At 72.1% G+C, this 22,696-nt stretch carries 23 protein-coding genes; 15 read left to right on the top strand and 8 right to left on the bottom strand.

Going from position 1 to position 22,696, the window contains the following annotated elements; genetic code table 11:
- The first annotated feature begins 14 nt into the window (after window positions 1–14).
- Entirely contained in the window at window positions 15–1,793 is a 1,779-nt protein-coding gene (locus QP939_RS27110; RefSeq protein WP_285449004.1) for a VanW family protein, read from the top strand.
- Between the two features lie 43 nt (window positions 1,794–1,836).
- A complete protein-coding gene (locus tag QP939_RS27105; RefSeq protein WP_285449002.1) occupies window positions 1,837–3,030 on the top strand; it encodes an MFS transporter in 1,194 nt (397 codons plus the stop codon).
- 124 nt (window positions 3,031–3,154) lie between these two features.
- On the opposite strand, the gene QP939_RS27100 is transcribed toward QP939_RS27105, so the two are convergent.
- The gene (locus QP939_RS27100) at window positions 3,155–3,436 is read right to left on the bottom strand and encodes a hypothetical protein (RefSeq protein ID WP_285449000.1); all 282 of its coding nucleotides are present in this window, start codon (window positions 3,434–3,436) and stop codon (window positions 3,155–3,157) included.
- A gap of 208 nt (window positions 3,437–3,644) precedes the next feature.
- Between QP939_RS27100 and QP939_RS27095 the strand changes: the two genes are divergently transcribed.
- Complete coding sequence (locus tag QP939_RS27095) at window positions 3,645–4,919, top strand: diguanylate cyclase (RefSeq protein ID WP_285448999.1); 1,275 nt, start codon at window positions 3,645–3,647, stop codon at window positions 4,917–4,919.
- 102 nt (window positions 4,920–5,021) lie between these two features.
- Here the strand turns inward: QP939_RS27095 and QP939_RS27090 are convergent, their stop codons facing one another.
- Complete coding sequence (locus tag QP939_RS27090; RefSeq protein WP_285448997.1) at window positions 5,022–6,374, bottom strand: TrpB-like pyridoxal phosphate-dependent enzyme; 1,353 nt, start codon at window positions 6,372–6,374, stop codon at window positions 5,022–5,024.
- A 65-nt stretch (window positions 6,375–6,439) separates the two neighbouring features.
- Here QP939_RS27090 and QP939_RS27085 point away from each other — a divergent pair, with 65 nt between their 5' ends.
- Entirely contained in the window at window positions 6,440–7,306 is an 867-nt protein-coding gene (locus QP939_RS27085) for an arginase family protein (protein ID WP_285448995.1), read from the top strand.
- The gene (locus QP939_RS27080; protein WP_285448994.1) at window positions 7,303–7,992 is read left to right on the top strand and encodes a dienelactone hydrolase family protein; all 690 of its coding nucleotides are present in this window, start codon (window positions 7,303–7,305) and stop codon (window positions 7,990–7,992) included. Before QP939_RS27085 ends, QP939_RS27080 begins: the two co-directional genes overlap by 4 nt.
- Window positions 7,993–8,043: 51 nt before the next feature.
- Here QP939_RS27080 and infA read toward each other — a convergent pair whose 3' ends face one another.
- Window positions 8,044–8,268 carry a translation initiation factor IF-1 gene (gene infA / locus QP939_RS27075; protein ID WP_285448992.1) on the bottom strand — a complete coding sequence of 75 codons (225 nt, stop codon included), beginning with the start codon at window positions 8,266–8,268 and terminating at the stop codon, window positions 8,044–8,046.
- Window positions 8,268–9,026, bottom strand: a complete 759-nt coding sequence (locus tag QP939_RS27070; protein WP_285448990.1) for a GNAT family N-acetyltransferase — start codon at window positions 9,024–9,026, stop codon at window positions 8,268–8,270. Before QP939_RS27070 ends, infA begins: the two co-directional genes overlap by 1 nt.
- Window positions 9,027–9,272: 246 nt before the next feature.
- Between QP939_RS27070 and QP939_RS27065 the strand changes: the two genes are divergently transcribed.
- The 3 genes from QP939_RS27065 (at window position 9,273) to QP939_RS27055 (ending at window position 12,143) form a co-directional block, all read left to right on the top strand.
- A complete protein-coding gene (locus QP939_RS27065) occupies window positions 9,273–9,899 on the top strand; it encodes a VOC family protein (RefSeq protein WP_285448988.1) in 627 nt (208 codons plus the stop codon).
- A 60-nt stretch (window positions 9,900–9,959) separates the two neighbouring features.
- A complete protein-coding gene (locus tag QP939_RS27060) occupies window positions 9,960–10,754 on the top strand; it encodes an Fpg/Nei family DNA glycosylase (RefSeq protein WP_285448986.1) in 795 nt (264 codons plus the stop codon).
- A gap of 594 nt (window positions 10,755–11,348) precedes the next feature.
- Window positions 11,349–12,143, top strand: a complete 795-nt coding sequence (locus QP939_RS27055) for a PIG-L family deacetylase (protein ID WP_285448984.1) — start codon at window positions 11,349–11,351, stop codon at window positions 12,141–12,143.
- Here QP939_RS27055 and QP939_RS27050 read toward each other — a convergent pair whose 3' ends face one another.
- Window positions 12,144–12,542 (bottom strand): RidA family protein, encoded by a 399-nt coding sequence (locus QP939_RS27050; RefSeq protein ID WP_285448982.1) that lies wholly within the window; start codon window positions 12,540–12,542, stop codon window positions 12,144–12,146. It lies immediately after the preceding gene.
- A 45-nt stretch (window positions 12,543–12,587) separates the two neighbouring features.
- Here QP939_RS27050 and mtnA point away from each other — a divergent pair, with 45 nt between their 5' ends.
- A complete protein-coding gene (mtnA, locus tag QP939_RS27045) occupies window positions 12,588–13,553 on the top strand; it encodes an S-methyl-5-thioribose-1-phosphate isomerase (RefSeq protein WP_285448981.1) in 966 nt (321 codons plus the stop codon).
- 108 nt (window positions 13,554–13,661) lie between these two features.
- Here mtnA and QP939_RS27040 read toward each other — a convergent pair whose 3' ends face one another.
- Both QP939_RS27040 and QP939_RS27035 read right to left on the bottom strand, forming a co-directional pair.
- Window positions 13,662–13,877, bottom strand: coding sequence for a ferredoxin (locus QP939_RS27040; RefSeq protein ID WP_285448980.1), 216 nt, complete (start codon window positions 13,875–13,877; stop codon window positions 13,662–13,664).
- A 2-nt stretch (window positions 13,878–13,879) separates the two neighbouring features.
- Window positions 13,880–15,070: a cytochrome P450 gene (locus QP939_RS27035; RefSeq protein WP_285448978.1), complete on the bottom strand. Its 1,191-nt coding sequence runs from the start codon at window positions 15,068–15,070 to the stop codon at window positions 13,880–13,882.
- Between the two features lie 176 nt (window positions 15,071–15,246).
- Between QP939_RS27035 and QP939_RS27030 the strand changes: the two genes are divergently transcribed.
- From QP939_RS27030 to QP939_RS27015, 4 genes are read left to right on the top strand one after another with little or no spacing between them, the layout of a single operon-like run.
- Window positions 15,247–15,756, top strand: coding sequence for a PadR family transcriptional regulator (locus tag QP939_RS27030; RefSeq protein ID WP_285448976.1), 510 nt, complete (start codon window positions 15,247–15,249; stop codon window positions 15,754–15,756).
- Entirely contained in the window at window positions 15,753–16,967 is a 1,215-nt protein-coding gene (locus QP939_RS27025) for a cytochrome P450 (protein WP_285448974.1), read from the top strand. Before QP939_RS27030 ends, QP939_RS27025 begins: the two co-directional genes overlap by 4 nt.
- 3 nt (window positions 16,968–16,970) lie before the next feature.
- Window positions 16,971–17,162 carry a ferredoxin gene (locus tag QP939_RS27020; RefSeq protein ID WP_285448972.1) on the top strand — a complete coding sequence of 64 codons (192 nt, stop codon included), beginning with the start codon at window positions 16,971–16,973 and terminating at the stop codon, window positions 17,160–17,162.
- A gap of 36 nt (window positions 17,163–17,198) precedes the next feature.
- Window positions 17,199–18,074 (top strand): phosphotransferase family protein, encoded by an 876-nt coding sequence (locus QP939_RS27015; RefSeq protein WP_285448969.1) that lies wholly within the window; start codon window positions 17,199–17,201, stop codon window positions 18,072–18,074.
- Between the two features lie 32 nt (window positions 18,075–18,106).
- Here QP939_RS27015 and QP939_RS27010 read toward each other — a convergent pair whose 3' ends face one another.
- Entirely contained in the window at window positions 18,107–20,848 is a 2,742-nt protein-coding gene (locus QP939_RS27010; protein WP_285448968.1) for an FAD-binding and (Fe-S)-binding domain-containing protein, read from the bottom strand.
- Between the two features lie 84 nt (window positions 20,849–20,932).
- On the opposite strand from QP939_RS27010, the gene QP939_RS27005 reads away from it, so the two are divergent.
- Window positions 20,933–22,072 (top strand): GAF domain-containing sensor histidine kinase, encoded by a 1,140-nt coding sequence (locus tag QP939_RS27005; RefSeq protein WP_285448967.1) that lies wholly within the window; start codon window positions 20,933–20,935, stop codon window positions 22,070–22,072.
- A complete protein-coding gene (locus QP939_RS27000) occupies window positions 22,069–22,692 on the top strand; it encodes a response regulator (protein ID WP_285448966.1) in 624 nt (207 codons plus the stop codon). Before QP939_RS27005 ends, QP939_RS27000 begins: the two co-directional genes overlap by 4 nt.
- Window positions 22,693–22,696 lie beyond the last annotated feature (4 nt).

Genomic DNA, 22,696 nt, shown 5'->3' with positions numbered 1-22,696 from the left:
GAAGGGGTGGAGAGTTGCCGTACGAACCGCGTTGGCCCGAGTCACACGGTGAGCAGACGGACGTCCTGCCGGTCGTCCGGCCCGAACCGGACCCGGAACCCCCGAAGAAGCGCTCCTTCCGCAAGGCCGGCTGGATCGCGGGCGGGGTCTTCGGCCTGCTCGTCGTGATCTACGGGGTCGACCTGCTGGTCAGCCAGGGCAGCGTCCCGCGCGGCGTGACCGTCGCGGGCGTCGACGTCGGCGGCATGGACCGCGACGCCGCCGAGCAGGAGCTGCGCGGCAAGATCGAGCCGCGCCTCACGCGTCCGCTCGCCGTCACCGCAGGCGACGTCCAAGGCACCCTGTCGCCGACCCTCGCCGGGCTGCACCTCGACTGGCCGCAGACCCTCGACCAGGCCGGCGAGCAGCCGCTGAACCCGTTCACGCGGCTCGCGTCGCTGTTCTCCAGCCGCGAGGTCGGCGTCGTCAGCCACGCCGAGGACGCGAAGCTCGCCGGCGCGCTGGAGACCCTGCGCGGCCAGGTCGACCGCGACCCCGTCGAAGGCACCGTGAAGTTCGAGGGCACCACCCCGGTCGCCGTCCCGCCGAAGCCCGGGCAGAAGCTCGACGTCCCGGCCGCGTCCGCCGCCGTCGTCGAGAAGTGGGCGCGCGGGGAGACACTGGCGCTGCCGGTCACGAGCACGCCCGTGCGCACCACCCCCGAAGGCGTCCAGGCCGCGCTCGACCTGATCGCGCGCCCCGCCGTCGCCGGCCCGCTGGTCGTCAAGGGCGAGGGCAAGAACGCGACGGTCAAGCCGGAGGCGATCGCCGCCGCGCTGAGCTTCGAGCCCGCCGACGGCGGCGGCCTCACCCCGAAGATCGACAACGCCAAGATCGTCGAAGCCGCCGGGCCGCAGCTGAAGTCCACCGAGAAGGAGGGCAAGGAGGCGACCATCGTCTTCGAAGGCGGCAAGCCCACGGTCGACCCCTCGACCGACGGCCGGACCATCGACTGGGACCCGAGCCTCAAGCCGCTGCCCGAGGTGCTGAAGAAGACCGACGGCCGCGAGGTGGCCGCCGTTTACAAGGACGCCCCGGCGAAGGTGACCACCGAGCAGGCGAACCAGCTGGGCGTCAAGGAGGTCGTCGGCGAGTTCACCACCGGCGGCTTCGCGCCCGACTCCGGCACCAACATCCGCGTCGTCGCGCAGAAGGTGAACGGCGCCATCGTCAAGCCGGGGGAAACCTTCAGCCTCAACGGGTTCACCGGCCCGCGCGGCAAGGCGCAGGGCTACGTCGAGGCGGGCGTGATCAAGGACGGCGCCCCGGGCCGCGAGGTCGGCGGCGGCATCTCGCAGTTCGCGACCACGCTGTACAACGCGTCGTACTTCGCGGGCATGAAGGACGCCGGCCACAAGGAGCACAGCTACTACATCAGCCGCTACCCGGCCGCCCGCGAGGCGACGGTGTTCCAGAACCCGAACGGGTCGAGCGTGATCGACCTCAAGTTCACCAACGACTCGCCGAACGGCATCGCGATCCAGGCGATCTGGACGCCGTCGTCGATCACGGTGAAGCTGTGGGGCACCAAGCGCTACACGGTCGAGTCGATCCCCGGCGGCCGCTCCAACCCGAGCGACCCGCAGGCCAAGCCGGGCCCGGCGGAGAACTGCCACGCCTCCAACGGCGCGCCCGGCTTCACGACGACGGACACGCGCGTGCTGAAGGACGCCGCCACCGGCCGCGAGGTCAGCCGCTCGACCCGGACGGTCCACTACAACCCGCAGCCGAAAATCACCTGCGGACCCTCCTAACGGCTGTTCACGCTGGGCGCTCGCGGACGTACCGTGAGTGTTCATGACGACGCGCGCGGCCGGGTTCCGGGACGTCCTCGGCGTGACCGAGTTCCGCGCGCTGTTCTCGGCCCAGCTCGTCTCGGTCACCGGTGACCAGCTGGCCAGGGTCGCGTTGTCGATCCTGGTGTACGACCGCACGAACTCGCCGGGCTGGGCGGCGCTGGCGTACGCGCTGACGTTCCTGCCGGACCTGGTCGGCGGGCCGCTGCTGGCCGGGCTGGCCGACCGCCACCCACCGCGGACGGTGATGGTCGTGGCGGACGCCGGACGCGCGCTCGCGGTGGCGGTGATGGCGTTGCCGGGGCTGCCGTTGACGGCGGTGGCGTGCCTGCTCGTGGGGGTCCAGCTGGTCAACCCGGTGTGGAGCTCGGCGCGGGCGGCGTTGCTGCCGCAGGTGCTGCCGGGCGACACGTTCGTGCCGGGGATGGGCTTGCTGATGATGCTGGTCCAGGCGGGCCAGGTGGCGGGGTTCGCGCTCGGCGGGCTGCTGGTGGCGTCGATCGGCACCGGCGGGGCGTTGCTGGCGGACGCGCTGAGTTTCGCGGTGTCGGCGGTGTTCCTGATGACCGGGGTGCGGTCCCGGCCGCCGCGCGAGTCTTCCGGCGTCCGGTGGTGGCGGCACGTCCGAGCGGGCTGGACGGTGGTGGTCGGCGACCGCCGTCGGCTCGCTCTCGTGGCTCTTGGGTGTATTTCGGGGATTTACATCGCTGGTGAGGCGATTGCCGCGCCGTACGCCGCGGAGCTCGGCGGGGGTGCCGTGGTGGTCGGGTTGCTGCTCGGGGCTTACGCGCTGGGGAACGTGCTCGGGATGGCGGCTTTGTCGCGGATCCCGCCTGCGCGACGGGGGCGGTTGCTGGGGCCGCTCGCGGTGCTCGCTTGCGCCGCGCTGGTCGGGTGCGCGCTGCGGCCGGATCTCGAGGGGACGCTGGCGTTGCTGACGTTGTCCGGGGTGGCCAGTTCGTACAACTTGATCGCCAACACGACCTTTGTGCAGTTCACGCCGGAGGCTCAGCGGGCTCAGGCGTTCGGGTTCGCGTTGACGGCGTTGCGGGTGTCGCAGGGGGTCGGAGTCGTGCTGGCGGGGGTCGCGGCCGAGCGGGTGGCGCCGCACGGGGTGGTCGCGGCGGCCGGGGTGATCGGCGTGGTGGCGGCCCTGGGCGCGGCGGCCCTGTGGCGGCGGGCGCAGGCGGAGTGATCCGGCTTGCGGTGGAGGGCGCGCGGCGGCGCCCACAGCCGAACCGCGGCCGCCGCGGGCAGCCGACCGCGACCGGGATTCCCGGTGACCGGCCCCACCCTCGAGGCCGGTCACCGGGGGCTGGTCAGGACCGCGTCCAGTCCGTCGGGATGCGGCGCGGGGTCCAGTCCGTCGGGCACTCGGGCAGCGGTGCCGCGCCGGGGCGGGCCCAGTCGGTCGGCGTGCGGCGGACCGTCCAGTCCGTCGGCAGCTCGCGGGCGGTCCAGTCCGTCGGCAGCTGCCGCGTGGTCCAGTCCGTCGGGATCGCGCGGGTCCAGTCCGTCGGGAGCTGGCGGGTCCAGTCGGTCGGCCGCTGCGCGCGGCGGCGGGACGGGACGATGTTCGCGTTGGGCAGGAAGTGCGTCATGACTTCTCCTGTTCGTGAGGGATCTTGCACGGTGGGTAACCGAACGGTAGCCTGACCGGCCTAGTGACACACCGCGTTCATTCGATTACAGTGACGATTTCCGCGAAGAGTTCCGTCCTGAGAAGAGGGGCGTTTCGTGGGATTGTCCGGGTCCCAAGGGCGAAAGCCCAGCTCAGAACGTCCACGATCAGGTCTCCGTACGTGGGCGATGTGGAAGCTGGCCACTCCGGTGCTCGGCTACGTCCTCGTCGTCGACGCGCTGGCCCTGGTCGCGGTCGTCGCCACGGCCGCGCTGGTGCCCGTCACCACGCAGTCGGTGCTCTGGTGTGGACTGATCCTCGCGGGCGAGGTCGTGCACCTCGAAGCGGCGCAACGCATCGAGCGCATCCGCGAGCTCGCCGCGGACGGCCGTCCGCACATGCACCTGCAGTCGATCTGGATCTTCGCCGGGCTGCTCCTGCTCCCGCCGCCGCTGGCCACCCTCGTCATCGTCGTCAGCTACGCCCATTCGTGGGTGCGCGTCTACAAGCGACGCGGGGTCATTCACCGGAAGGTGTTCTCCGGCGCCACCGTCATCCTCGCCTGCTTCGCCGCGGGCGCGGTGCTGACGGCGGGCACCGGCCACCTCGCGCCGTACGTGCCCTACCTGGACGGCTTCGGCGGGATGACCGCGCTGCTGCTGTCCGGCATCGTCTACTTCGGACTCAACTACGTGCTCGTGATCGTCGCGATCCTGATGAGCAACCCCGGAAAGCCGCCGCGGCAGGCGTTCGGCAACCCGTCGGACGTGCTGATCGTGCTGGCCGCCGTCGGGGTCGGCTGCGGGATCGCACTGGTGATGACCGTCCGGCCGTGGCTGCTGCCGGTGCTCATGGTGACGCCGGTGGCGCTGCACATCGGCCTGCTGCTGCCGCAGTTCCAGGCCGCCGCGCGGACGGACTCGAAGACCGCGCTGCTCGCCCCGGAGTTCTGGGTACAGCTGGCCCGCAACGAGCTGGCGCGCGCCGCCGAACTGTCCTCGACGGCGGGCGTCCTGATGATCGACATCGACCACTTCAAGGCCATCGACGACGGCAACGGCCACCTGGCCGGCGACGAGGTCCTGCGCGCGATCGCGGCGGCGATCCAGCACTCGGTCCGCGGCGGCGACTACGTGGGCCGCTTCGGCGGCGACGAGTTCGTGGTGCTGCTCCCGGGCGCGACGAGCACGGAGATCGCGGCCATCGCCGACCGCATCCGCGCGGCGATCGCCCGGATCGAGGTGCCGGTGCCGGTGGTCCGCCCGGGCAAGCCCGAGGTGATCAGCGGGCTGACGGCCTCGATCGGCGCGGCGGTCTACCCGGAGACGGCCACGGAGTACACGATCCTCCTGCAGGCCGCGGACGACGCGGTGTTCGCGGCGAAGGCGGCGGGCCGCGACCGCGTGGTCCTCGCGACCGCCCGCGCCGAGCTGACCCGCCCCGAAATCCCCGACGTGCTCTGACCCCGCCCCGAACGCCCCAATGTGGCCTTGGGTGCGTCTGACGCACCCAAGGCCGCCTTGGTTGCGTCTCACGCACCGAAGGCCACATTGGGGCGCTTGGTGCTACGGCAGGCCGGCGAGCGAGGCCTCGAGCGTGGCCGCGGACAGCTCGTTGTCCACCATGTCGCCTGCCAGGTACGCGCCGTAGGCGGGCAGGTCCAGGTGCGCGTGGCCGCACAGGGCCGTGAGGATCACCTTCTCCTCGCCGGTTTCCTTGCAGCGCAACGCTTCCTGGATGCACGCCGCCAGCGCGTGGGTCGGCTCCGGCGCCGGGATGATCCCCTCCGAGCGCGCGAACCGCACGCCCGCCGCGAAGCACTCCTGCTGCCCGATCGCGATCGCCTCGATCAGGCCGAGCTCGTAGATGTGCGAGATCAGCGGCGACATCCCGTGGTAGCGCAGGCCGCCGGCGTGGATCGGGTCCGGGATGAACTCGTGGCCGAGCGTGTGCATCTTGAGCAACGGCGTGAGCCCGGCCGTGTCGCCGAAGTCGTAGGCGTACTTGCCGCGCGTCAGCGACGGGCACGCCGCCGGCTCGACCGCGCGGATCACCGGGTCCATCCGGCCCGCCAGCTTCTCGCGCAGGAACGGGAACGCGAGCCCGCCGAAGTTCGAGCCGCCGCCCGTGCAGCCGACCAGCACGTCCGGGGTGTCGCCGGCCAGCTCGAACTGCTTGAGCGCTTCCTCGCCGATGATCGTCTGGTGCAGCAGCACATGGTTGAGCACGCTGCCCAGCGCGTACCGCGCGTTCGGGTCCTGGGCGGCCTGCTCGACCGCCTCGCTGATCGCGATGCCGAGGCTGCCCGTCGAATCCGGGTGCTCGGCGAGGATCGCCTTGCCGGACTCGGTCAGCTCGGACGGGCTCGGGTGCACCGTCGCGCCGAACGTCTCCATCATCAGCTTGCGGTAGGGCTTCTGGTCGTAGGACGCCCGCACCTGCCAGACCTCGCACTCCAGCCCGAACTGGGCGCAGGCGAACGCGAGCGCGCTCCCCCACTGGCCGGCGCCGGTCTCGGTGGTCAGCCGGGTGACGCCCTCGGCCGCGTTGTAGAACGCCTGCGGCACCGCGGTGTTCGGCTTGTGCGAGCCGACCGGGCTGACGCCCTCGTACTTGTAGTAGATCCGCGCCGGGGTGCCCAGCGCCTTCTCCAGCCGCCGCGCGCGGAACAGCGGCGACGGGCGCCAGAGCCGGTAGACCTCCCGGACCTCCTCCGGGATGTCGACATAGCGCTCCGCCGTCACCTCCTGCTCGATCAGCGCCTGCGGGAACAGCGGCGCCAGGTCGGCCGGGCCGACCGGCTCGCGGGTCCCGGGGTGCAACGGCGGTGGCGGCGGCTCCGGCAGGTCGGGGATGACGTTGTACCACTGGGTCGGCAGCTCGTCTTCGTCCAGGATGTACTTGGTCTTCTCAGCCATCGAGCCTCCTTGGTCGGCACCTCAACTTAGGACGCCACCGGCCGCGGAGCCAGTACGGTGATCGGGTGGTGAAGCCCGTCCTGATCGACGCACCGTCCAACCTGGGCCTGCGCCCGCCCGCCGAGGGCGCGGTGCCCGGCTGCTACAAGACGCCCGGCGTGCTGCGCGACCTCGGCATCCTCCGGCGGCTCGGCGCGGCCGACGGCGGGGTCGTGACGCCCGGGCGCTACGTCGGCACGTGGCGACCGGGTGACGGCGTCCGCAACTCGGCCGCCATCGCGGCCTACACGCGCGCGCTCGCCGAACGGGTGACGTCGGTCCGCGCGTCGGGCGGCTTCCCGGTGGTGCTCGGCGGCGACTGCTCGATCTCGCTGGGCGCGATGCTGGCGCTGCGCCGCTCCGGCCGGTACGGGATCGCCTACCTCGACGGCCACGACGACTTCCGCCACCTGGGCGTCGCCGAGCACGTCGGCGCGGCCGCGGGCGAGGACCTGGCGATCATGACCGGCCGCGGCGCGGACGAGCTGGCCGACATCGACGGCCTGCGCCCGTACGTCCGCGACGAAGACGTCGTCGTGCTGGGCGTCCGCGAGGCGGAGACAGCGCGGCTGCGCGCGGCGGGGATCTCGTTCGTCCCGTCGGAGCGGATGGTCGTCGCCGACGCCGTGGCCGCCGCGTCGAGCGCGTTCGCGGGCCTGGACGGGTTCTGGGTGCACGTGGACATCGACGTCCTCGACCCGGCCTACGTGTCCGCAGTGGACAGTCCGGATCCCGGTGGCCTCGACCCGGACACCCTGGTTTCCTTGCTGCGCGGGCTCTTCGCGCTCCCCGGCGCGGCGGGCTTCGAGCTGACCGTGTTCGACCCGGACCTCGACCCGGACGGCCACCAGGCCGCCTCGGTCGCCGACATCGTGGAAAGGGCGTTGCGATGAACCGCCTCGTGCTCGACGACGGAACGGTCGACCTGCCCGTGTGGCGGCCGCCGTCCGGCCGCGGTCCCGGCCTGGTGCTGATCCAGGAGATCTTCGGCCTGGACGACTACCTGCGATCGGTCGCGGCGGACCTGGCCGCCGCGGGGTACGTGGTGGCCGTCCCGGAACTGTTCTGGCGCACGGCTCCCGGCTGGTCGTCGACGCACGACGAAGCGGGGGTCGCGGCCTCGATGGAGGTGGCGGCCACGTTCCACCCGGGACTGGGGCTGTCGGACGTGCTGGCGACGGTCGCGCACCTGCGCGAGTCGCCCGAGGTGCGCGGCGGCGTGGGCGTGCTCGGCTTCTGCCTGGGCGGCTCGCTGGCGTTCTCGGCGGCGGCCGCGGGCGACCCCGACGTCGCGGTGTCGTTCTACGGCTCGACGGTGGCGGCGCAGATCGCGGAGCTGGCCAAGGTGACGTGCCCGATCCAGTTCCACTTCGGCGGGCAGGACCCGTTCATCCCGCGCTCGGACGTCCGCGTCGTCGAGGAGGCCGTGGCCGCGCACCCGGGCGCGGAGATCCACGTGCAGGAGGACGCCGGGCACGCGTTCCACAACAACGTGGCGCCGATGTTCCACCACCCCGAGGCGGCGGCGCGGGCGTGGGCGCTGACGACGGAGTTCCTGCGGCGCACGATGCCCGCCTGAGCCGCGGGCCGGGGCCGCCACCCGGTGTGCACCGGGCGGCGGCCTCGCGCACTAGGTGCGGTACCGGAACAGGATCCGGCCGCGGTCGAGGTCGTACGGGCTCAGCTCCACCAGTACCCGGTCGTACGGCAGGATCTTGATGTAGTTCCGCCGGATCTTCCCGCTGATGTGCGCCAGCACCTTGTGCCCGTTTTCGAGCTCGACCCGGAACGTGGCGTCGCGCAGGCACTCGACGACGGTGCCTTCCACCTCGATCCCGCCTGAGGACTTGGCCATCAGCGCACCACCAGCTCGAGGGCGCTGCCCGCGCGCCGGGCCCCGATGCCGTCGAACAGCGCGAGCGCGGCCTCGTTGGATTCCTTCACCTCGGCCGACGCCGTCGGGATGCCCCGGTCGTGGAAGCCGCCCAGCACATGGGCGAGCAGGGCACGGCCGATGCCCCGACGACGACGCCCGGCGCGGACCGCGACCAGGCCGAGCCGCGGCCGCCGCAGCGGCGCCACCCGGACCAGCCCGACGGCCCGGCCGGACTCCGCCGCGACGGTGAACCTCGGCAGGTCCGCCGCGGTCGGCCCGTCGGGGCGGGCCACCACCTCGGCGGGCATATCGGGCCAGTCGACCTCGGCGCGGAGCGCGTCGTCCAGTTCGCGCAGCGGCCCGAGGACGGCCGGGCCGACCGTCACGCCCGGCGGCGGGACGACGTCCCCCAGCCCGGTGACGGCCGGGTCGGTGGGCACGAGGTACTCCCACTCGCGGCGGCGGACGGTGAGCCCGGCGCGCAGCCACTGGGCCGTGAGTTCAGCGTCGGCCTCGTCGACCACTGTGTACAACGGCTTCGGCAGGCCGGGAAGCATCGCCTGGGCTAGCCGGTCGAAGACTTCGCCGTGCCAGGAGTCGATGCTGAGGAAGAGCCGCCCGTCGGGCCGGGGCGACGCTTCGCCGCGGCCGACCACGCGGTCGTCGTCCAGTGCGTGCCATTGCCGCTCGGAAACCCGCGTGATCACCACCGCGGGTCGTGCTTTCGAAGAGTTCATGGGATCGCCTTTCGGAGAGTGCCTTGTCCAGCGGCGCTCCCGGCAACCCCTACGTCAGTCGCCCGACCGTGACGACGAGGGGAGCACCCACATCGAAACAGCGTTCATGGGGCTCACCTCCTCGGGTGGAGTCACGGTCGGCGGGACGCTATCCCCGCCGGCTCCCGGCCGTCCACCGAATTAGCGCGGCAGACCGATCAGGAATCGAGAAGCGCTGGTCACCGGCCCGCGCCTAGCGTTACCGGCATGACATCGATCGACACCATCACCCTCGAGGTGGCCGACCCCGCCGCCGCCGAACGCTTCTACACCACCGCCTTCGGGCTCGGCTCGCAGCTGCGGTTCCGCGCCTCGGACGCCCCCAGCACCGGCTTCCGCGGGTTCACGCTGTCCCTGACCGTCGCCCAGCCCGCCGACGTCGATTCGCTGATCGGCACGGCGCTCGAAGCGGGCGCGACGACGCTCAAGGCGCCCGCGAAGTCCATGTGGGGCTACGGCGGCGTCGTGCAGGCGCCGGACGGGGCCATCTGGAAGGTCGCGACCTCGGCGAAGAAGAACACCGGACCGGCTACCCGCGAGTTCGACGCCGTCGTGCTCCTGCTGGGCGTCGCGGACGTGGCCGCGAGCAAGAAGTTCTACGCGAGCCACGGCTTCACCGTCGGCAAGAGCTTCGGCCGCGTGTACGTCGAGTTCGAGGCCGGGTCGAGCCCGGTCAAGCTGGCGCTGTACCGGCGCAAGGCACTCGCGAAGGACGCCGGCGTCGCGCCCGAAGGCACGGGCTCGCACCGGATCGCGGTCGCCGGCGCGGCCGAGGCGTTCACCGACCCGGACGGGTTCGCGTGGGAGACGACCACGGCGGCCGCCCGCTCCTGACCCGGCTTTCCCGGGACGGGCTCGGTCGCGGGCCTGCCCGGCTAACGGCAGACTGGCCGAGTGCCGGAACTGCCCGAAGTGGAGCTCGCCCGCCAGGTCCTCGCCGGCGCGCTCGGTCGTGAGATCCGCGACGTCGACGACCACGACGACTGGGTCTGCCGCCCGCACGCGCCCGGCGACATCGCCGCGGCGCTGCGAGGCGGACGGCTCACCGAGGCGCACCGCCGCGGCAAGACTCTCTGGTGCGAAACCGAAGGCGCCGACGGAGAACCCGGCCCGCACCTCGGCCTCCATCTGGGCATGGCCGGCCAGCTCCGGTTCGGTGGCGTGAAAGGGCCACCGGGCCGGTCGTACGACCGCGTCGAGAAGCCGGAGTGGTTCCGGTTCGGCATCACGTTCGCCGACGGCGAAGAGCTGCGGCTGTTCGACACCCGCCGCCTCAGCCGGGTCCGGCTCGACCCCGACCTCGACGCCCTGGGCCCGGATGCCGGGGAGGTGTCGCGCCGGGAGTTCGCCGAGCGCGTGGGGCGCGGCCGGGCGCCGGTGAAGGCGCGGCTGCTGGACCAGTCCGTGGTGGCCGGGATCGGGAACCTGCTCGCCGACGAAATCCTGTGGCAGGCCGGGGTGAACCCGGGCCGGCCGGTGCACGAGCTGACCGACGAGGAGCTGGCCGGGCTGCACAAGGCCCTGCGGAAGGCGTTGCGGGCCGCGATCCGGCGCGGCGGGGTACACACGGGCGAGATCATCGGGCACCGGCGGGCCGGTGAGCACTGCCCGCGGTGCGGAGCGGAGATGGTGCACGGGACGGTCGGCGGGCGGTCAACGTGGTGGTGTTCGAAGGAGCAGGCGGGGTGACCAACCCAACAAAGGAGCGGGGTGGTCATCCCGTCGCCTGAGGCCGTCAAAATCACTTTGAGCCAGGCCCGCAACTAACTACGCAGCGCGAGTGAGCTACGGAGGCTTGCGGGCCTGGCTCAAAGTGATAGGCCTCAATCAGGCGACGGGATGACCACACAGCGGCCCACCTCGAGAACGCGAGAGGACTACGAGGCCCCGGCCATCCCGGAGCCTGCCCGTCCGGCGAGGACATTCTTTTGATCTTTGAACCTGCGCCATCGAAAAAATGGCGGGCCCGACATCCCCCACCCCTCCTCGCGGAGTGTTCAGTCGACGGTTGAGCTTGTCAAGGCGGGAAAGCGTGCCTTGACAAGCTCAACCGTCGACTGAAGAGCGGCGAGGACGAGGGGCGGGGGAGGTCTGGTGATCTCGTGCCTGGCTTGCGTTGCCGGCCGCCGGTTCGCGACGAAGACGAGGGGGTGGCTTCGCGTTGCCGGCTGCCCGTTTGCCTCCCCCGTCGCGGCCACCGATCCGCTGCCCGAGGGTGCTCCATCGGCAGGTGCGCACCTTCGCGGGCGGTTTTTGTCGGTCCCTCCCGGTAACGTCGCGGACATGGCAACACTGGTCACCTTCCACGCCCACCCGGACGACGAGTGCCTCCGCACCGCGGGCGTCATGCGCAAAGCCGTCGAAGACGGGCACCGGGTCGTGCTCGTCGTCGCCACCAAGGGCGAGGTCGGCGAGGTGCCCGAGGGCTTTCTCGCCGAGGGCGAACAACTCTGGGAGCGGCGCGTCAAGGAATCGCACGCCGCCGCCGAAATCCTGGGGGTCGAACGCGTCGAGTTCCTCGGCTACCGGGACTCCGGGATGATGGGCGAGCCGACGAACGACGACCCCGAGTGCTTCTGGCGCGCCGACGTCGAGAAGGCCGCCGAGCAGCTCGCCGCGATCCTGCGCGAGGAATCGGCCGACGTCCTCACTGTCTACGACGACAACGGCGACTACGGGCACCCCGACCACATCCAGGTCCACCGCGTCGGCATGCGCGCCGCCGAGCTGGCCGGCACCGGGCGCGTCTTCCAGGCCACCTTCAACCGCGAGTTCATGCAACGCGGCTTCGAAGCGGCCGTCGAGCAGGGCCTCATGCCGGCCGAGGCCGCCCCGAAACCGCCGGAAAACGTCGAGTTCGGCAAGCCCGAAGCCGAGATCACCGCGGCCGTCGACGTCGCGAAGTACGCGCCCGTCAAGCGCGCGGCCATGCGGGCGCACCCGAGCCAGATCAGCGAGGACATGTTCATGCTCGCCATGCCGGACGACGCCTTCGCGTTCGCCTTCGGCACCGAGTGGTTCATCCGCGCGGGCCAGGGGCCGGGGATCACGGAGACGGACCTGATGGCCGGGCTCTGATCAGGCGAGCGCGGCGGTCACGTCCAGCTCGACCAGCTGGCCCGGGTACCCCAGCCGGGCCACGCCCAGCAGCGTGCTCGCCGACGTGAACGCCGCGCCGATCCCGGACGCCGTCAGCCGGTCCCACACGGCCGAAAGCGTCTCGCGGTCGTCGGTGGCCACGTAGATCACCGTGCGGACCACGTCGGCGGGCCCCGCGCCGGCGAAGGCGAGCGCGGCCGCCGTGTTGGCGACGACCTGGTCGGTCTGGGCGAGCACGTCGCCTTCGACGACCGTGCCGTCCGCGGTGAGCGGGCACTGGCCGGCCAGGTACACCGTGCGGCGTGCCTCGACCGACGTCACGTGGTGGTAGCCGGGTGGCGTGTGCAGGCCGGGCGGGTTCTGCCGTTCAATGGTCACAGCGGCATCATCGCCGGGCGGGCAACCGGATTTCGGGGAGGGCACGTGCGCAGGACCATCGACTGGGCGGACGGCGCGATCGTCATCATCGACCAGACGGCGCTGCCCGCCGAGTTCCGGCTGCTGGAGCTGCGGACCGTCGGCGAGCTGGTCGACGCCATCAAGCGGCTCGCCGTCCGCGGCGCCCCGGCGCTCGGGGCCGCGGGCGCGCTGGGGGTCGCGCTGGCCGCCCGCCTGGGCGGGGACGTCCGGGCCGACGCCGAGCTGATCGCCCATGCCCGGCCGACCGCGGTGAACCTCGCCTGGGGTGTCGGGCGCGCGCTGGCGAAGCTGGATGAGGGCGAAGACGCGGTCTTGGCCGAAGCGCTGGCCGTGCTCGACGAAGACGAACGGCTCAACAAGACGGCGTCCGCGCACGCCGCCGAGGTGGTGCTGGCCGAGTGTCCGCGCCGTCCGCTGCGGCTGCTCAGCCACTGCAACGCCGGGCGCTTGGCGACCGTCGGCTGGGGCAGCGCCCTCGGCGTCGTCTGGCACCTGCACGAACGCGGGCTGGTCGAAGAGGTCCTGGTCGACGAGACGCGACCGCTGCTGCAAGGCGCCCGGCTCACGGCGTGGGAGCTGGCCCAGGCCGGCGTCCCGTACCGCGTCCAGCCGGACGGCGCGGCGGCTGCCGCGATGGCGCGCGGGCTGGTCGACTGCGTGCTGGTCGGCGCCGACCGGATCGCCGCGAATGGCGACGTCGCCAACAAGATCGGCACGTACGGCCTGGCCATCGCGGCCCGCCACCACGGCGTGCCGTTCGTCGTCGTGGCACCATCGTCCACTGTGGACGGGAAGCTCGCGGACGGCGCGGAGATCGTCATCGAGGAACGCGACGCCCGCGAGCTCACCGAATACGCCGGAGTGCCGGTCACACCGCCGGACGCGCGGGTCTTCAACCCGGCGTTCGACGTCACGCCGCACTCCCTGGTCACGGCCGTGGTCACCGAGCACGGCCGCCTGACTCCCTAGGAGCGGGCTGAAGGGGACGTTCAGTGCATGTGACGCGAGGAAAGTCCCCTTCAGCTCATCTGATGCCAGCAAAGTCCCCTTCAGCGCGCCTTCGACCGGGTCACCAACCTAGGGGCGCGGGCCGATCTCGCGGCCGCCGTCGGTGACCGTGATCGCCATCGCCGGGCACGAGTCCGCCGCGTCCAGGACCGTTTCGTCCGCCTCCACCTCGGGCGTCGCCGGGTGCGCTACCGCGCCGTCCAGGATGAACACCTCCGGCATCAGCGCCGCGCACATGCCCGACCCGATGCAGGTGTCCTTGTCGACTTCCACTTGCCAGCTCATCGTCACCATCCGATCGGCATCGACCGCGGGCCGCGGACGAGCATCTGCGTCTTCCACACGATATCGCCGGCCAGGTGCAGGCCCGGCATCTCGGTGACCAACGCGCGCAACGCCTCCTGCAGCTCCAGGCGGGCCAGCGGCGCGCCGAGGCAGTGGTGGACGCCGTGGCCGAAGCCGAGGTGGTGGTTGTCCTCGCGGTCGAAGCGCAGCTCGTCCGCGTCGGCGAAGCGCAGCCGGTCGCGGTTGGCCGCGCCGACCGCCACCAGCACCGGCTCGCCCGCGCGTACCAGCACCCCGCCGACCTCGACGTCTTCCGTGGCGTAGCGGGCGAAACCGGCGCCCGCGCCCAGCGGCACGAACCGCAGCAGTTCCTCCACCGCCGCCGGGATCAGGTCCGGGTCGGCGACCAGCCGGTCCCAGTGCTCGTGCTGGTCCTGCAACGCGTAGACGAAGTTCGGGATCTGGCTGGCGGTCGTCTCGTGCCCGGCGACCAGAATGCCGACGCACAGGTCGACCAGCTCCAGCTCGGTCAGCCGGTCGCGGGTGTCGCGGGCCTCGATCAACGCCGTCATCAGGTCGTCCTGCGGCTGCGCGCGGTGTTCGGCGATCAGGCCGCGCATGTAGTCGCGCAGCTCTTCGCGGTTGCGCTCGAATTCCTCGGGCGTCAGGCCGCTGGTGGACAGCGCCGCGTCGCTCCAGACGCGGAACTTCGGCCGGTCGGCGACCGGGACGCCGAGCAGCTCGCAGATCACCGCGACCGGGATCGGCAGGGCATACCGATCGACGAGGTCGGCGGGCGGGCCGGCCGCCTTCATGTCCGCGATCAGCTCCGCGGCCAGCGAAGCGACGCGCGGCCGGAGCTGCTCGACGCGGCGCATGGTGAACGCCTTCGCGACGAGCGTCCGCAGCCGCGTGTGGTCGGGCGGGTCCATCTGCAGGATGCCGCCGTCCCGCTGGACCGGCGAGCGGCGCGGCGCGTCCTTCTCCTTCTCCATCGCCCGCGAGAACCGGCGGTCGCCGAGCACCAGCCGGGCGTCGGCGTACCGGGTGGCCAGCCACGCCGGCTCGCCGTAGGTCATCTTGACCCGGACCAAGCCCTCGGCCTCCCGGGCGGCGGCGTACGCCTCGTTGAGGTCGAGCCCCGCCTCCTCGTTGAACGGGTAGGCGAGCGGTTCGGTGTGGGTGACGGTCATGCGGAACCCCCGTGTCCGATGTGTTAAGCAATCCGCTTACCAACGCTAGCCTTCTCCGTGCCTCACGTCGAGCAGCAGCGCGATCACTGAACGTCACCGTCGTAACGGAAAGTTTCCGTCCGGATATCACCGTGCGCCATTGCCGGGTCACGAAGACCTAGGTTACGGTGACCTAGGTGTGGATCGAGATCCTCTTGCTGGCGAAGCTGGCCCGCGAACCGATGCACGGCTATGAGCTGCGCAAAGAGGTGGAGGCCTCGACCGGCCACACCTTGTCCAACAACTCGCTGTACCCGACGCTGCGGCGCTTCGTCGACGCGGGCGCGGTGAGCCGCAGCGCGGAGGAGCAGGAGGCCAAACCGCCGCGGCACGTCTACACGATCACCGACGTCGGGCGGGAGCTGCTGCACGACCTGCTCGCGGACTTCCCGGCCGAGCTGGCGCTCAACGAACCGGAGTTCCTGGCCAGGGTGGGGAACTTCGGCTGGCTGAGACCGGACGAACGGGCCCGGGTGCTCGACGTGCGGAAGCAGGCGCTGGTCGGCGAACACGCCCGGCTGACGGAGCTCGCGGCCGGGCAGGCCGACCCGTGGAGCCGCGCCGCGCTGCACCACGTGCTCGGCAAGTTCGACGCCGAGCTTCGCTGGCTTTCCGATCTGCAAACCGATCCGAGGAGAGACGCATGACCACCACCGAAGCGACGCCGCGCCTCCCCTTCGGCCGCGCGAACGCGCTCGAAATCGCCCCGGACTACGCGGCCCTCCGTCGCCAGGCGCCGGTGAGCCGGGTGCTGACGCCGGCGGGCGACCCGGCGTGGCTGGTGACGGCCTACGAAGAGGCCAAGGAAGTCTTCCGCGACAAGCGCTTCGGCCGGTCGCACCCGGCGCCCGAACAGGCGTCGCGGATCTCCTACGCCGCCGTCCAGGACGGGCCGAGCGGCGACTTCGAAAACGAAGAGCGCGAGCACAAGCGGCTGCGCCGGATGCTGGCACCCGCCTTCTCCGCGCCGCGCATGCGCGCCCTCGGCGACCGGATCGCCGAGCTGACCGACCGCTGCCTCGACGACCTGGCGGCCGCGCGGGCGGCGAACCCGGACGAGCCGGTCGACCTGACCGACTTCCTCGCCTTTCCCTTGCCGGTGCTGGTGATCTGCGAGCTGCTCGGCGTGCCGTACGCCGACCGCGAGCACTTCCGCGGCCTGTCCGAGCGGATCGCGATGATGGACGGCGGCGAAGACGCGCAGGCGGCGATGACCGAGTTCAAGGCCTACATGACGAAGCTGGCCGACGCCAAGCGCGCGAACCCGCAGCCGGACGTCATCTCCGACATGGTCGCGGTCCAGGCCGAGGACCCGACGTTCACCGACGACGACCTCGCCCGGATGGGCGCCGGCCTGCTGTTCGCCGGCCACGAGACGACGTCGACGCGGATCGCGATGGGCACCCTGTTCCTGCTCAGCGACACCGCCCGCCGCGACCGCTTCGCCGCCGACCCCGACGGCGAGGTCAACCAGACCGTCGAGGAGATCCTGCGGCTGACCGCCACCAGCGGCACCGGCCTGCTGCGGTACGCGCACGAGGACGTCGAGATCGGCGGGGTCCGGATCGCGCGCGGCGACGCGGTGCTCATCTCCAGCGACGCGGCCAACCGCGACGCGTCGGTGTTCGCCGACCCGGACGAGTTCGACCCCGGCCGCACGCCGAACGTCCACCTCGCCTTCGGCACCGGCGCGCACGTCTGCATCGGCGCCAACCTGGCCCGCACCGAGCTGCGGACGGTGTTCCCGAAGCTGTTCCGCCGCTTCCCCGGCCTGCGGCTGGCGGTGGGCATCGAGGAGATCCCCGTGCGCACCAACCGCGTCGCCGGTGGCGTCGACCGCGTCCCGGTGGAGTGGTGAGCCGTGAAGATCAGCGTCGACACCGAAAGCTGCGTCTCGTCCGGCCAGTGCGTGCTGCTCGCGCCGGAGACCTTCGACCAGAACGAGGAGGACGGCAAGGTCGTGGTCCTCGCGCCCGAGCCACCGGAGGGTGAGCGGGAGGCGGTCCGCCAGGCCGAGCTGACCTGCCCGGCCGCCGCGATCCGGCTGACCTAGGGAAAACCGCTGGACGGCGGGCCTAGCGTGGTGATCATGGCGACCTTCCCGGCCGCGTTCGACGCGCTCACCCGCGAAGCCCTGCTGCCCGCGGTCACCGCCTTGCTCGGCCGCACGGACGTCGTGCCGTTCACGGAGGGTTCGCTGCCGGTCTACGCCGTCGGCGACGAATCGGTCCTCAAGCTGTACCCACCGGTGTACCTCGACGAACTGCACACCGAGCGCACCGTGCTCGAGGTGCTGCACGGCACCCTGCCGACGCCGAAGGTGGCGGACTCCGGCGAGCGCGACGGCTGGGGCTGGCTGCTGATGGAACGTCTTCCCGGCCGGACGCTCAAGGAGCTGTGGCCGTCGATGTCCACAGAGGACAAGCGACGGCTGATGCCGGAGCTCGGCGAGCTGCTGGCCACGCTCCACGCGGTCGACGACCCGCGGCTGGCCGTCCTCGCGCCCGCCGACCGGACGGAGTTCGTCGCCGCCCAGCGCGACAAGGTCGTCGAACACCACCGGCGGAAGAAGTTGCCCGAGGCGTGGGTGGCGCGGATCCCGGCTTTCCTCGAAAGCGTCGATCTCGGCGCGCCGCCGGTGGTCCCGCTGCACACGGAGTTCATGCGCGACCACGTGATGATCGACGACGGCCGCATCACCGGGTTGTTCGACTTCGAGCCCGCGATGCGCGGCGCGGCGGAGTACGACTTCGTGGCGGTCGGCCTCTTCATCACCAGCGGCGACGGCGACCTGATGCGCCGCTTCCTCGACGGGTACGGGCAGCCGGTCGACCCGCGCCGCTGCCTGGCGTACGCGTTGCTGCACGTCTACAGCAACTTCTCCTGGTACTTCGAGGAACTCCCCGCGCCGCCCGAGCCGACGCTCGACGCCCTGGCTGAGTCGTGGTGGGGAACGGGCTCGTGAGTGAATAACAGTGTTCTAACACTGCTATTCACTCACGACCGGGGTAGGGCGCGGCGCAGGAGTTCCGCCAGGTGCACCGGCTTGCGGCCCGACTCCTGCTCGATCTGGGTCCGGCAGCTGAAACCGTCGGTGACCACGACCGTCTCCGGGGCGGCCGCGCGGATCGCCGGGAGCATCCGGTCCTCCGCCACCGCCTTCGAGACGTCGTAGTGGCCGCGCTCGAAGCCGAAGTTACCTGCCAGGCCGCAGCAGCCCGAGTCCAGCGTCGTGTTGCGGACGCCCGCCGCGGCGAGGGCCGACTCGTCCGCGTCGAAGCCGAGTACCGCGTGCTGGTGGCAGTGCACCTGCGTGATCGCGTCGACGTCGAGGGCCGCGAACGGGATCGGGGCCCGCGCCAGGAGTTCCGCGAACGTGAACGTCCGCGAAGCCAGCAGCGCGGCACGCGCGTCGCCCGGCATGAGCGCGGGGAGGTCGCCGCGGAACAGGGCCGTGCAGCTCGGCTCCAGCCCGGCCACCTCGTAGCCGTCTTCCAGGTACGGCGCCAGAACGGAAAGCGTCCGGTCCAGCACGCGGCGCGCGACGCCGAGCTGACCCGTCGACACCCACGTCAGTCCACAACAGACTCCGCGGTCCGGGAGCACGACGTCGTAGCCCGCCGCGGTGAGGACTTCGTACGCGGCGTCCAGCACGCCGGGCGTCAGGTAGTTGTTGAACGAGTCCGGCCACAACACCACGCGACGCTCCCCTGAGGCCTTCCGCCGCAGGTCCGCTCGCGACGACGTGAACGGCGAAGGCGCGAAGGACGGCAACGCGCGTTCCGGTGCGATCCCGCCCAGCCGCTTCACCAGCCGGGCCAACGAAGACTGGCCGACGGCGTTGGCCAGCCGTGGCATCCGGGAGCTGAGCCGCAGCCACATCGGCAGCCAGCCCATCGAGTAGTGCGACGCCGGACGCAGCCGCCGCCGGTAGTGCTGGTGCAGGAACTCGGCCTTGTACGTCGCCATGTCGACGTCGACCGGGCAGTCGGACAGGCATCCCTTGCACGACAGGCACAAGTCCAGCGCGTCCCGCACTTCCGTGGACCGCCAGCCGTCAGTGACGACCTCGCCGTTCAGCATCTCCGCGAGCAGGTGCGCCCGCCCGCGCGTCGAATGCTGTTCCTCGCGGGTGGCCCGGTAGCTCGGGCACATCACGCCGCCACCGCTGGTGTTGCGGCACTTGCCGACACCGACGCAGCGCCGCATCGCCTGGCCGAAACTGCCGCGGTCCTCCGGGTAGCCGAGGAACACACTGTCCTCAAAGGACGGCGAAGTGGCCCGGACGCGCAGGTCCGCGTCGACCTTCCGCGGCGCCACCAGGATGCCGGGGTTCATCCGCCCGGCCGGGTCGAAGATCGCCTTGAACCGCGCGAAGACGTCCAGCATTTCGGGGCTGTACATCCGGGACAGCAGCTCCGAACGCGCTTGACCGTCACCGTGTTCGCCGGACAGGGACCCGCCGTGCGCGGCGACGAGGTCCGCGGCCTCCTCCAGGAACCGCCGGAACCCCGCGACCCCGGACGCCGACAGCAGGTCGAAGTCCAGCCGCAGGTGCAGGCAGCCTTCACCGTAGTGGCCGTAGACGACGCTGCGCCGCCCGTGCGCGCGCATCAGCTCCTTGAACTCGCGCAGGTACGCACCGAGCCGCTCCGGCGGGACGGCGGCGTCCTCCCAGCCGGGCCACGCCTCCGAACCGTCGGCGAGCCGCGTCGCCAGCCCCGCGCCTTCCTCGCGGATGCGCCACAACCGGCGTTGCGCGGCCGGGTCGTCGAGGATGGTGAACCCGGTGAGGTCCAGGGATGCCGCCAGCTCCCGGGCCCGCGCGGCCGGGTCGTCCCCGGCCAGCTCGACGAACAGCCACGCGCCGCCCGGTGGCAGGTCACCGGCCCGGCCGGGCAGCATCGCGACCAGCTCGGCGTCCACGCCTTCGACCGTCAGCGGCGACCACGGCAGGATCGACGGCACCGCGTCCGCGGCGGCGATGTCCGAGGGGAACCCCAGCACCGCCAGCACCCGCCGCTCGGGCAGCCGGGCCAGCTCGACCGTCGCTTCGAGCACGGTCACGCAGGTGCCTTCGGAGCCGACGAGCGCCTTGGCGACGTCGAAGCCGTTCTCCGGCAACAGGTGCTCCAGCCCGTAGCCGGAGACGCGCCGCGGCCACGTCGAAAGTTCCTTGCGCAGCAACGCCAGGTTGTCGCGCACCAGCGCGCGCAGCTCGTCGAAGATCCGGCCTTCGGTCGGAACGTCCCGCCCGACGCGCAGCCGCGTCCCGTCGTAGAGCAGCACGTCCAGCTCGCGCACGACGTCGACCGTGCGCCCCCAGGCCACCGAATGCGACCCGCACGCGTTGTTGCCGATCATCCCGCCGAGCGTGCAGCGGCTGTGCGTCGACGGGTCCGGCCCGAACCGCAGCCCGTGCGGCGCCGCGACCGCCTGCAGGTCGTCCAGCACCGTCCCGGGCAGCACGCGGGCCAGGCGCGTCTCCGGGTCCAGCGACAGCACGCCGCCGACGTGGCGTGAAGTGTCGATCACCAGGCCCGGCCCGCACGCGTTCCCGGCGACGCTCGTGCCGCCGCCGCGCGCGATCACCGGCAGGTCACGATCGCGGGCGGCCGCGACCGCGGCGACGACGTCGTCGACCGTCCTCGGCAGCACGACCCCGCGGGGCACGTGGCGGTAGTTGGAGGCGTCGGTGGTGTACAGCGCGAGCGTGGCGGCGTCGGTGAGGATCTCCACGCCCCCATTCAAGTCGACGGGACGCCCGCGTACCTCTCCAGCCGGGTATGTCCGAAACCACACTCCGTGTGCGATCGTGGGCTCGTGACGGCAAAGGAGCACGTCGCCGAGTACAGCGCGGTGCTGGGCGAGCTGCTGCGCGAGCGCGAAAAGCTGCTCGGCACGCTCGACCGCGTCGCCGCCCTGCACGGGACCGCGCGCCTGATCCGCGAGACGGTCGGCGCGAAGGCCGGGTTCGTCGCCGAGCTCGACCGGCCCGAGCTGGCCGTGATCCGCTGGATGTCCGGCACCCGGACCGACGCGCTGCAGGACCTCGAAGTGCCCGTCGGCCAGGGCATCGGCGGGCGGGTCCTGGCGCTGGGCCAGCCGGTGCGGGTCGCCGACTACGTCAGCTCGCCCGCCATCACCCACCAGTTCGACGCGCAGGTGCGCGGTGAGGGCCTGGCCGCGATGCTCGCCGTGCCGATCGTCGCGCGCGGCGAGACCGTGGCCATCGCCTACGCGGCCATGCGCGAACCCGCCGACTTCGGCGACGACGCCGTGCTGCGGATGGTGGAGGTCGCGCGCGAGGCCGGGACGGCGTTGCACCTGGCGAAGGTCGCCGAGACCGACCGCACGGCCGCGGTCGCGGGCGAGCGGCTGCGGATGCAGAGCGCCCTGCACGACTCCGTCGGCGCGCTGCTGTTCTCCATCGGCGTCCAGGTGCGGGACCTGCACGCCGACCTGCACGAGATGCCCGGCCTGGAAGCGCGGCTGCGCCGGCTGGAGGGCGACGTCTCGGCGGCGGCCGGCGCGCTGCGGGAGTCGCTGCTCGCGCTCTCGGAGTCCAGCCCGGAGCGGGCGCTGCCGGTCGAGCTGGCCGAGCACTGCCGCTCGTTCCAGGCGCGCTGCGGCGTCCCGGCGCGGTTCGTGCAGCTCGCGGCCGTCCCGCCGCTCGACGCCGAACGCACCGCCCTGCTGGTGGCCGCGGTCCGGGAGGGACTGCTCAACGTCGAGAAGCACGCGCGGGCGTCCTCGGTGATCGTCAGCCTGCTGCCCAGCGACGACGGCGTCCAGGTGGTCGTCGCCGACGACGGCACCGGCGCCGAAGCCGTCCCCGGCAGCGGCATGGGCCTGCGGACGCTGGCCGAACGCGCCGCGCGGCTCGGCGGCCGGGTCAGCCTGGTCCGCGACGAGGACGACGGCTCCACGCTGCGCGCGTGGGTCCCGCTGGTGCGGCCGTGACCGCCGCGACCGTGTTCGTCGTCGACGACCACCCGGTGGTCCGCGACGGCGTGAGCCTGCTGCTGCGCTCGGACCCGTGCCTGAGCGTGGTCGGCTCGGCGGAGTCGGGACGGCTGGCCATCGAGCGGGTGGCGTCGCTGGCGCCGGACCTGATCCTGCTCGACCTGCGGCTGCCGGACATGCTCGCGCCGGAGGTCGTCACGGAGCTGCGGCGGGTGCACCCCGACGGCAAGATCGTCGTGTTCACCGCCCACGGCGACCACCAGGGCGTGCTGGCCGCGCTCGAGTCGGGCGCGCACGGCTGCCTGCTCAAGGACGCCGCGGGCGCGCAGCTGGTGACCGAGCTGCGCCGCGTGCTGCGCGGCGAGCGCGTGGTCGACCCCCGGATCCTGCCCGACGAAGGGCAGCGCTCGGACGCGCTCGCCCGCAGTGGCCTGACCCGCCGGGAGTACGAGGTGCTGCGGCTGGCCGCGCAGGGCCAGACGAACCCGGAGATCGCCGAATCGACGGGCTTGGCGCGCAACACGGTCAAGACGTACCTGCAGTCGGCCCTGCACAAGCTGGGCGCGCGCAACCGGGTGGAGGCGATCGGCAAGGCCAGCGAGGCCGGGCTGCTGTGAGATC

This window comes from Amycolatopsis nalaikhensis (genome assembly GCF_030264295.1).
GTDB lineage: Bacteria > Actinomycetota > Actinomycetes > Mycobacteriales > Pseudonocardiaceae > Amycolatopsis > Amycolatopsis nalaikhensis.
Note: the sequence above shows the minus strand (reverse complement) of the source record. Positions and strands in the feature narration are given on the sequence as shown.

Excerpts from the sequence above, each read along its gene's own strand:
- QP939_RS27105 (WP_285449002.1), top strand. The coding sequence starts at position 1,837 with ATGACGACGCGCGCGGCCGGGTTCCGGGACGTCCTCGGCGTGACCGAG.
- QP939_RS27100 (WP_285449000.1), bottom strand. The coding sequence starts at position 3,436 with ATGACGCACTTCCTGCCCAACGCGAACATCGTCCCGTCCCGCCGCCGC.
- QP939_RS27095 (WP_285448999.1), top strand. The coding sequence starts at position 3,645 with ATGTGGAAGCTGGCCACTCCGGTGCTCGGCTACGTCCTCGTCGTCGAC.
- QP939_RS27090 (WP_285448997.1), bottom strand. The coding sequence starts at position 6,374 with ATGGCTGAGAAGACCAAGTACATCCTGGACGAAGACGAGCTGCCGACC.
- QP939_RS27080 (WP_285448994.1), top strand. The coding sequence starts at position 7,303 with ATGAACCGCCTCGTGCTCGACGACGGAACGGTCGACCTGCCCGTGTGG.
- infA (WP_285448992.1), bottom strand. The coding sequence starts at position 8,268 with ATGGCCAAGTCCTCAGGCGGGATCGAGGTGGAAGGCACCGTCGTCGAG.
- QP939_RS27070 (WP_285448990.1), bottom strand. The coding sequence starts at position 9,026 with ATGAACTCTTCGAAAGCACGACCCGCGGTGGTGATCACGCGGGTTTCC.
- QP939_RS27065 (WP_285448988.1), top strand. The coding sequence starts at position 9,273 with ATGACATCGATCGACACCATCACCCTCGAGGTGGCCGACCCCGCCGCC.
- QP939_RS27055 (WP_285448984.1), top strand. The coding sequence starts at position 11,349 with ATGGCAACACTGGTCACCTTCCACGCCCACCCGGACGACGAGTGCCTC.
- QP939_RS27040 (WP_285448980.1), bottom strand. The coding sequence starts at position 13,877 with ATGAGCTGGCAAGTGGAAGTCGACAAGGACACCTGCATCGGGTCGGGC.
- QP939_RS27035 (WP_285448978.1), bottom strand. The coding sequence starts at position 15,070 with ATGACCGTCACCCACACCGAACCGCTCGCCTACCCGTTCAACGAGGAG.
- QP939_RS27025 (WP_285448974.1), top strand. The coding sequence starts at position 15,753 with ATGACCACCACCGAAGCGACGCCGCGCCTCCCCTTCGGCCGCGCGAAC.
- QP939_RS27015 (WP_285448969.1), top strand. The coding sequence starts at position 17,199 with ATGGCGACCTTCCCGGCCGCGTTCGACGCGCTCACCCGCGAAGCCCTG.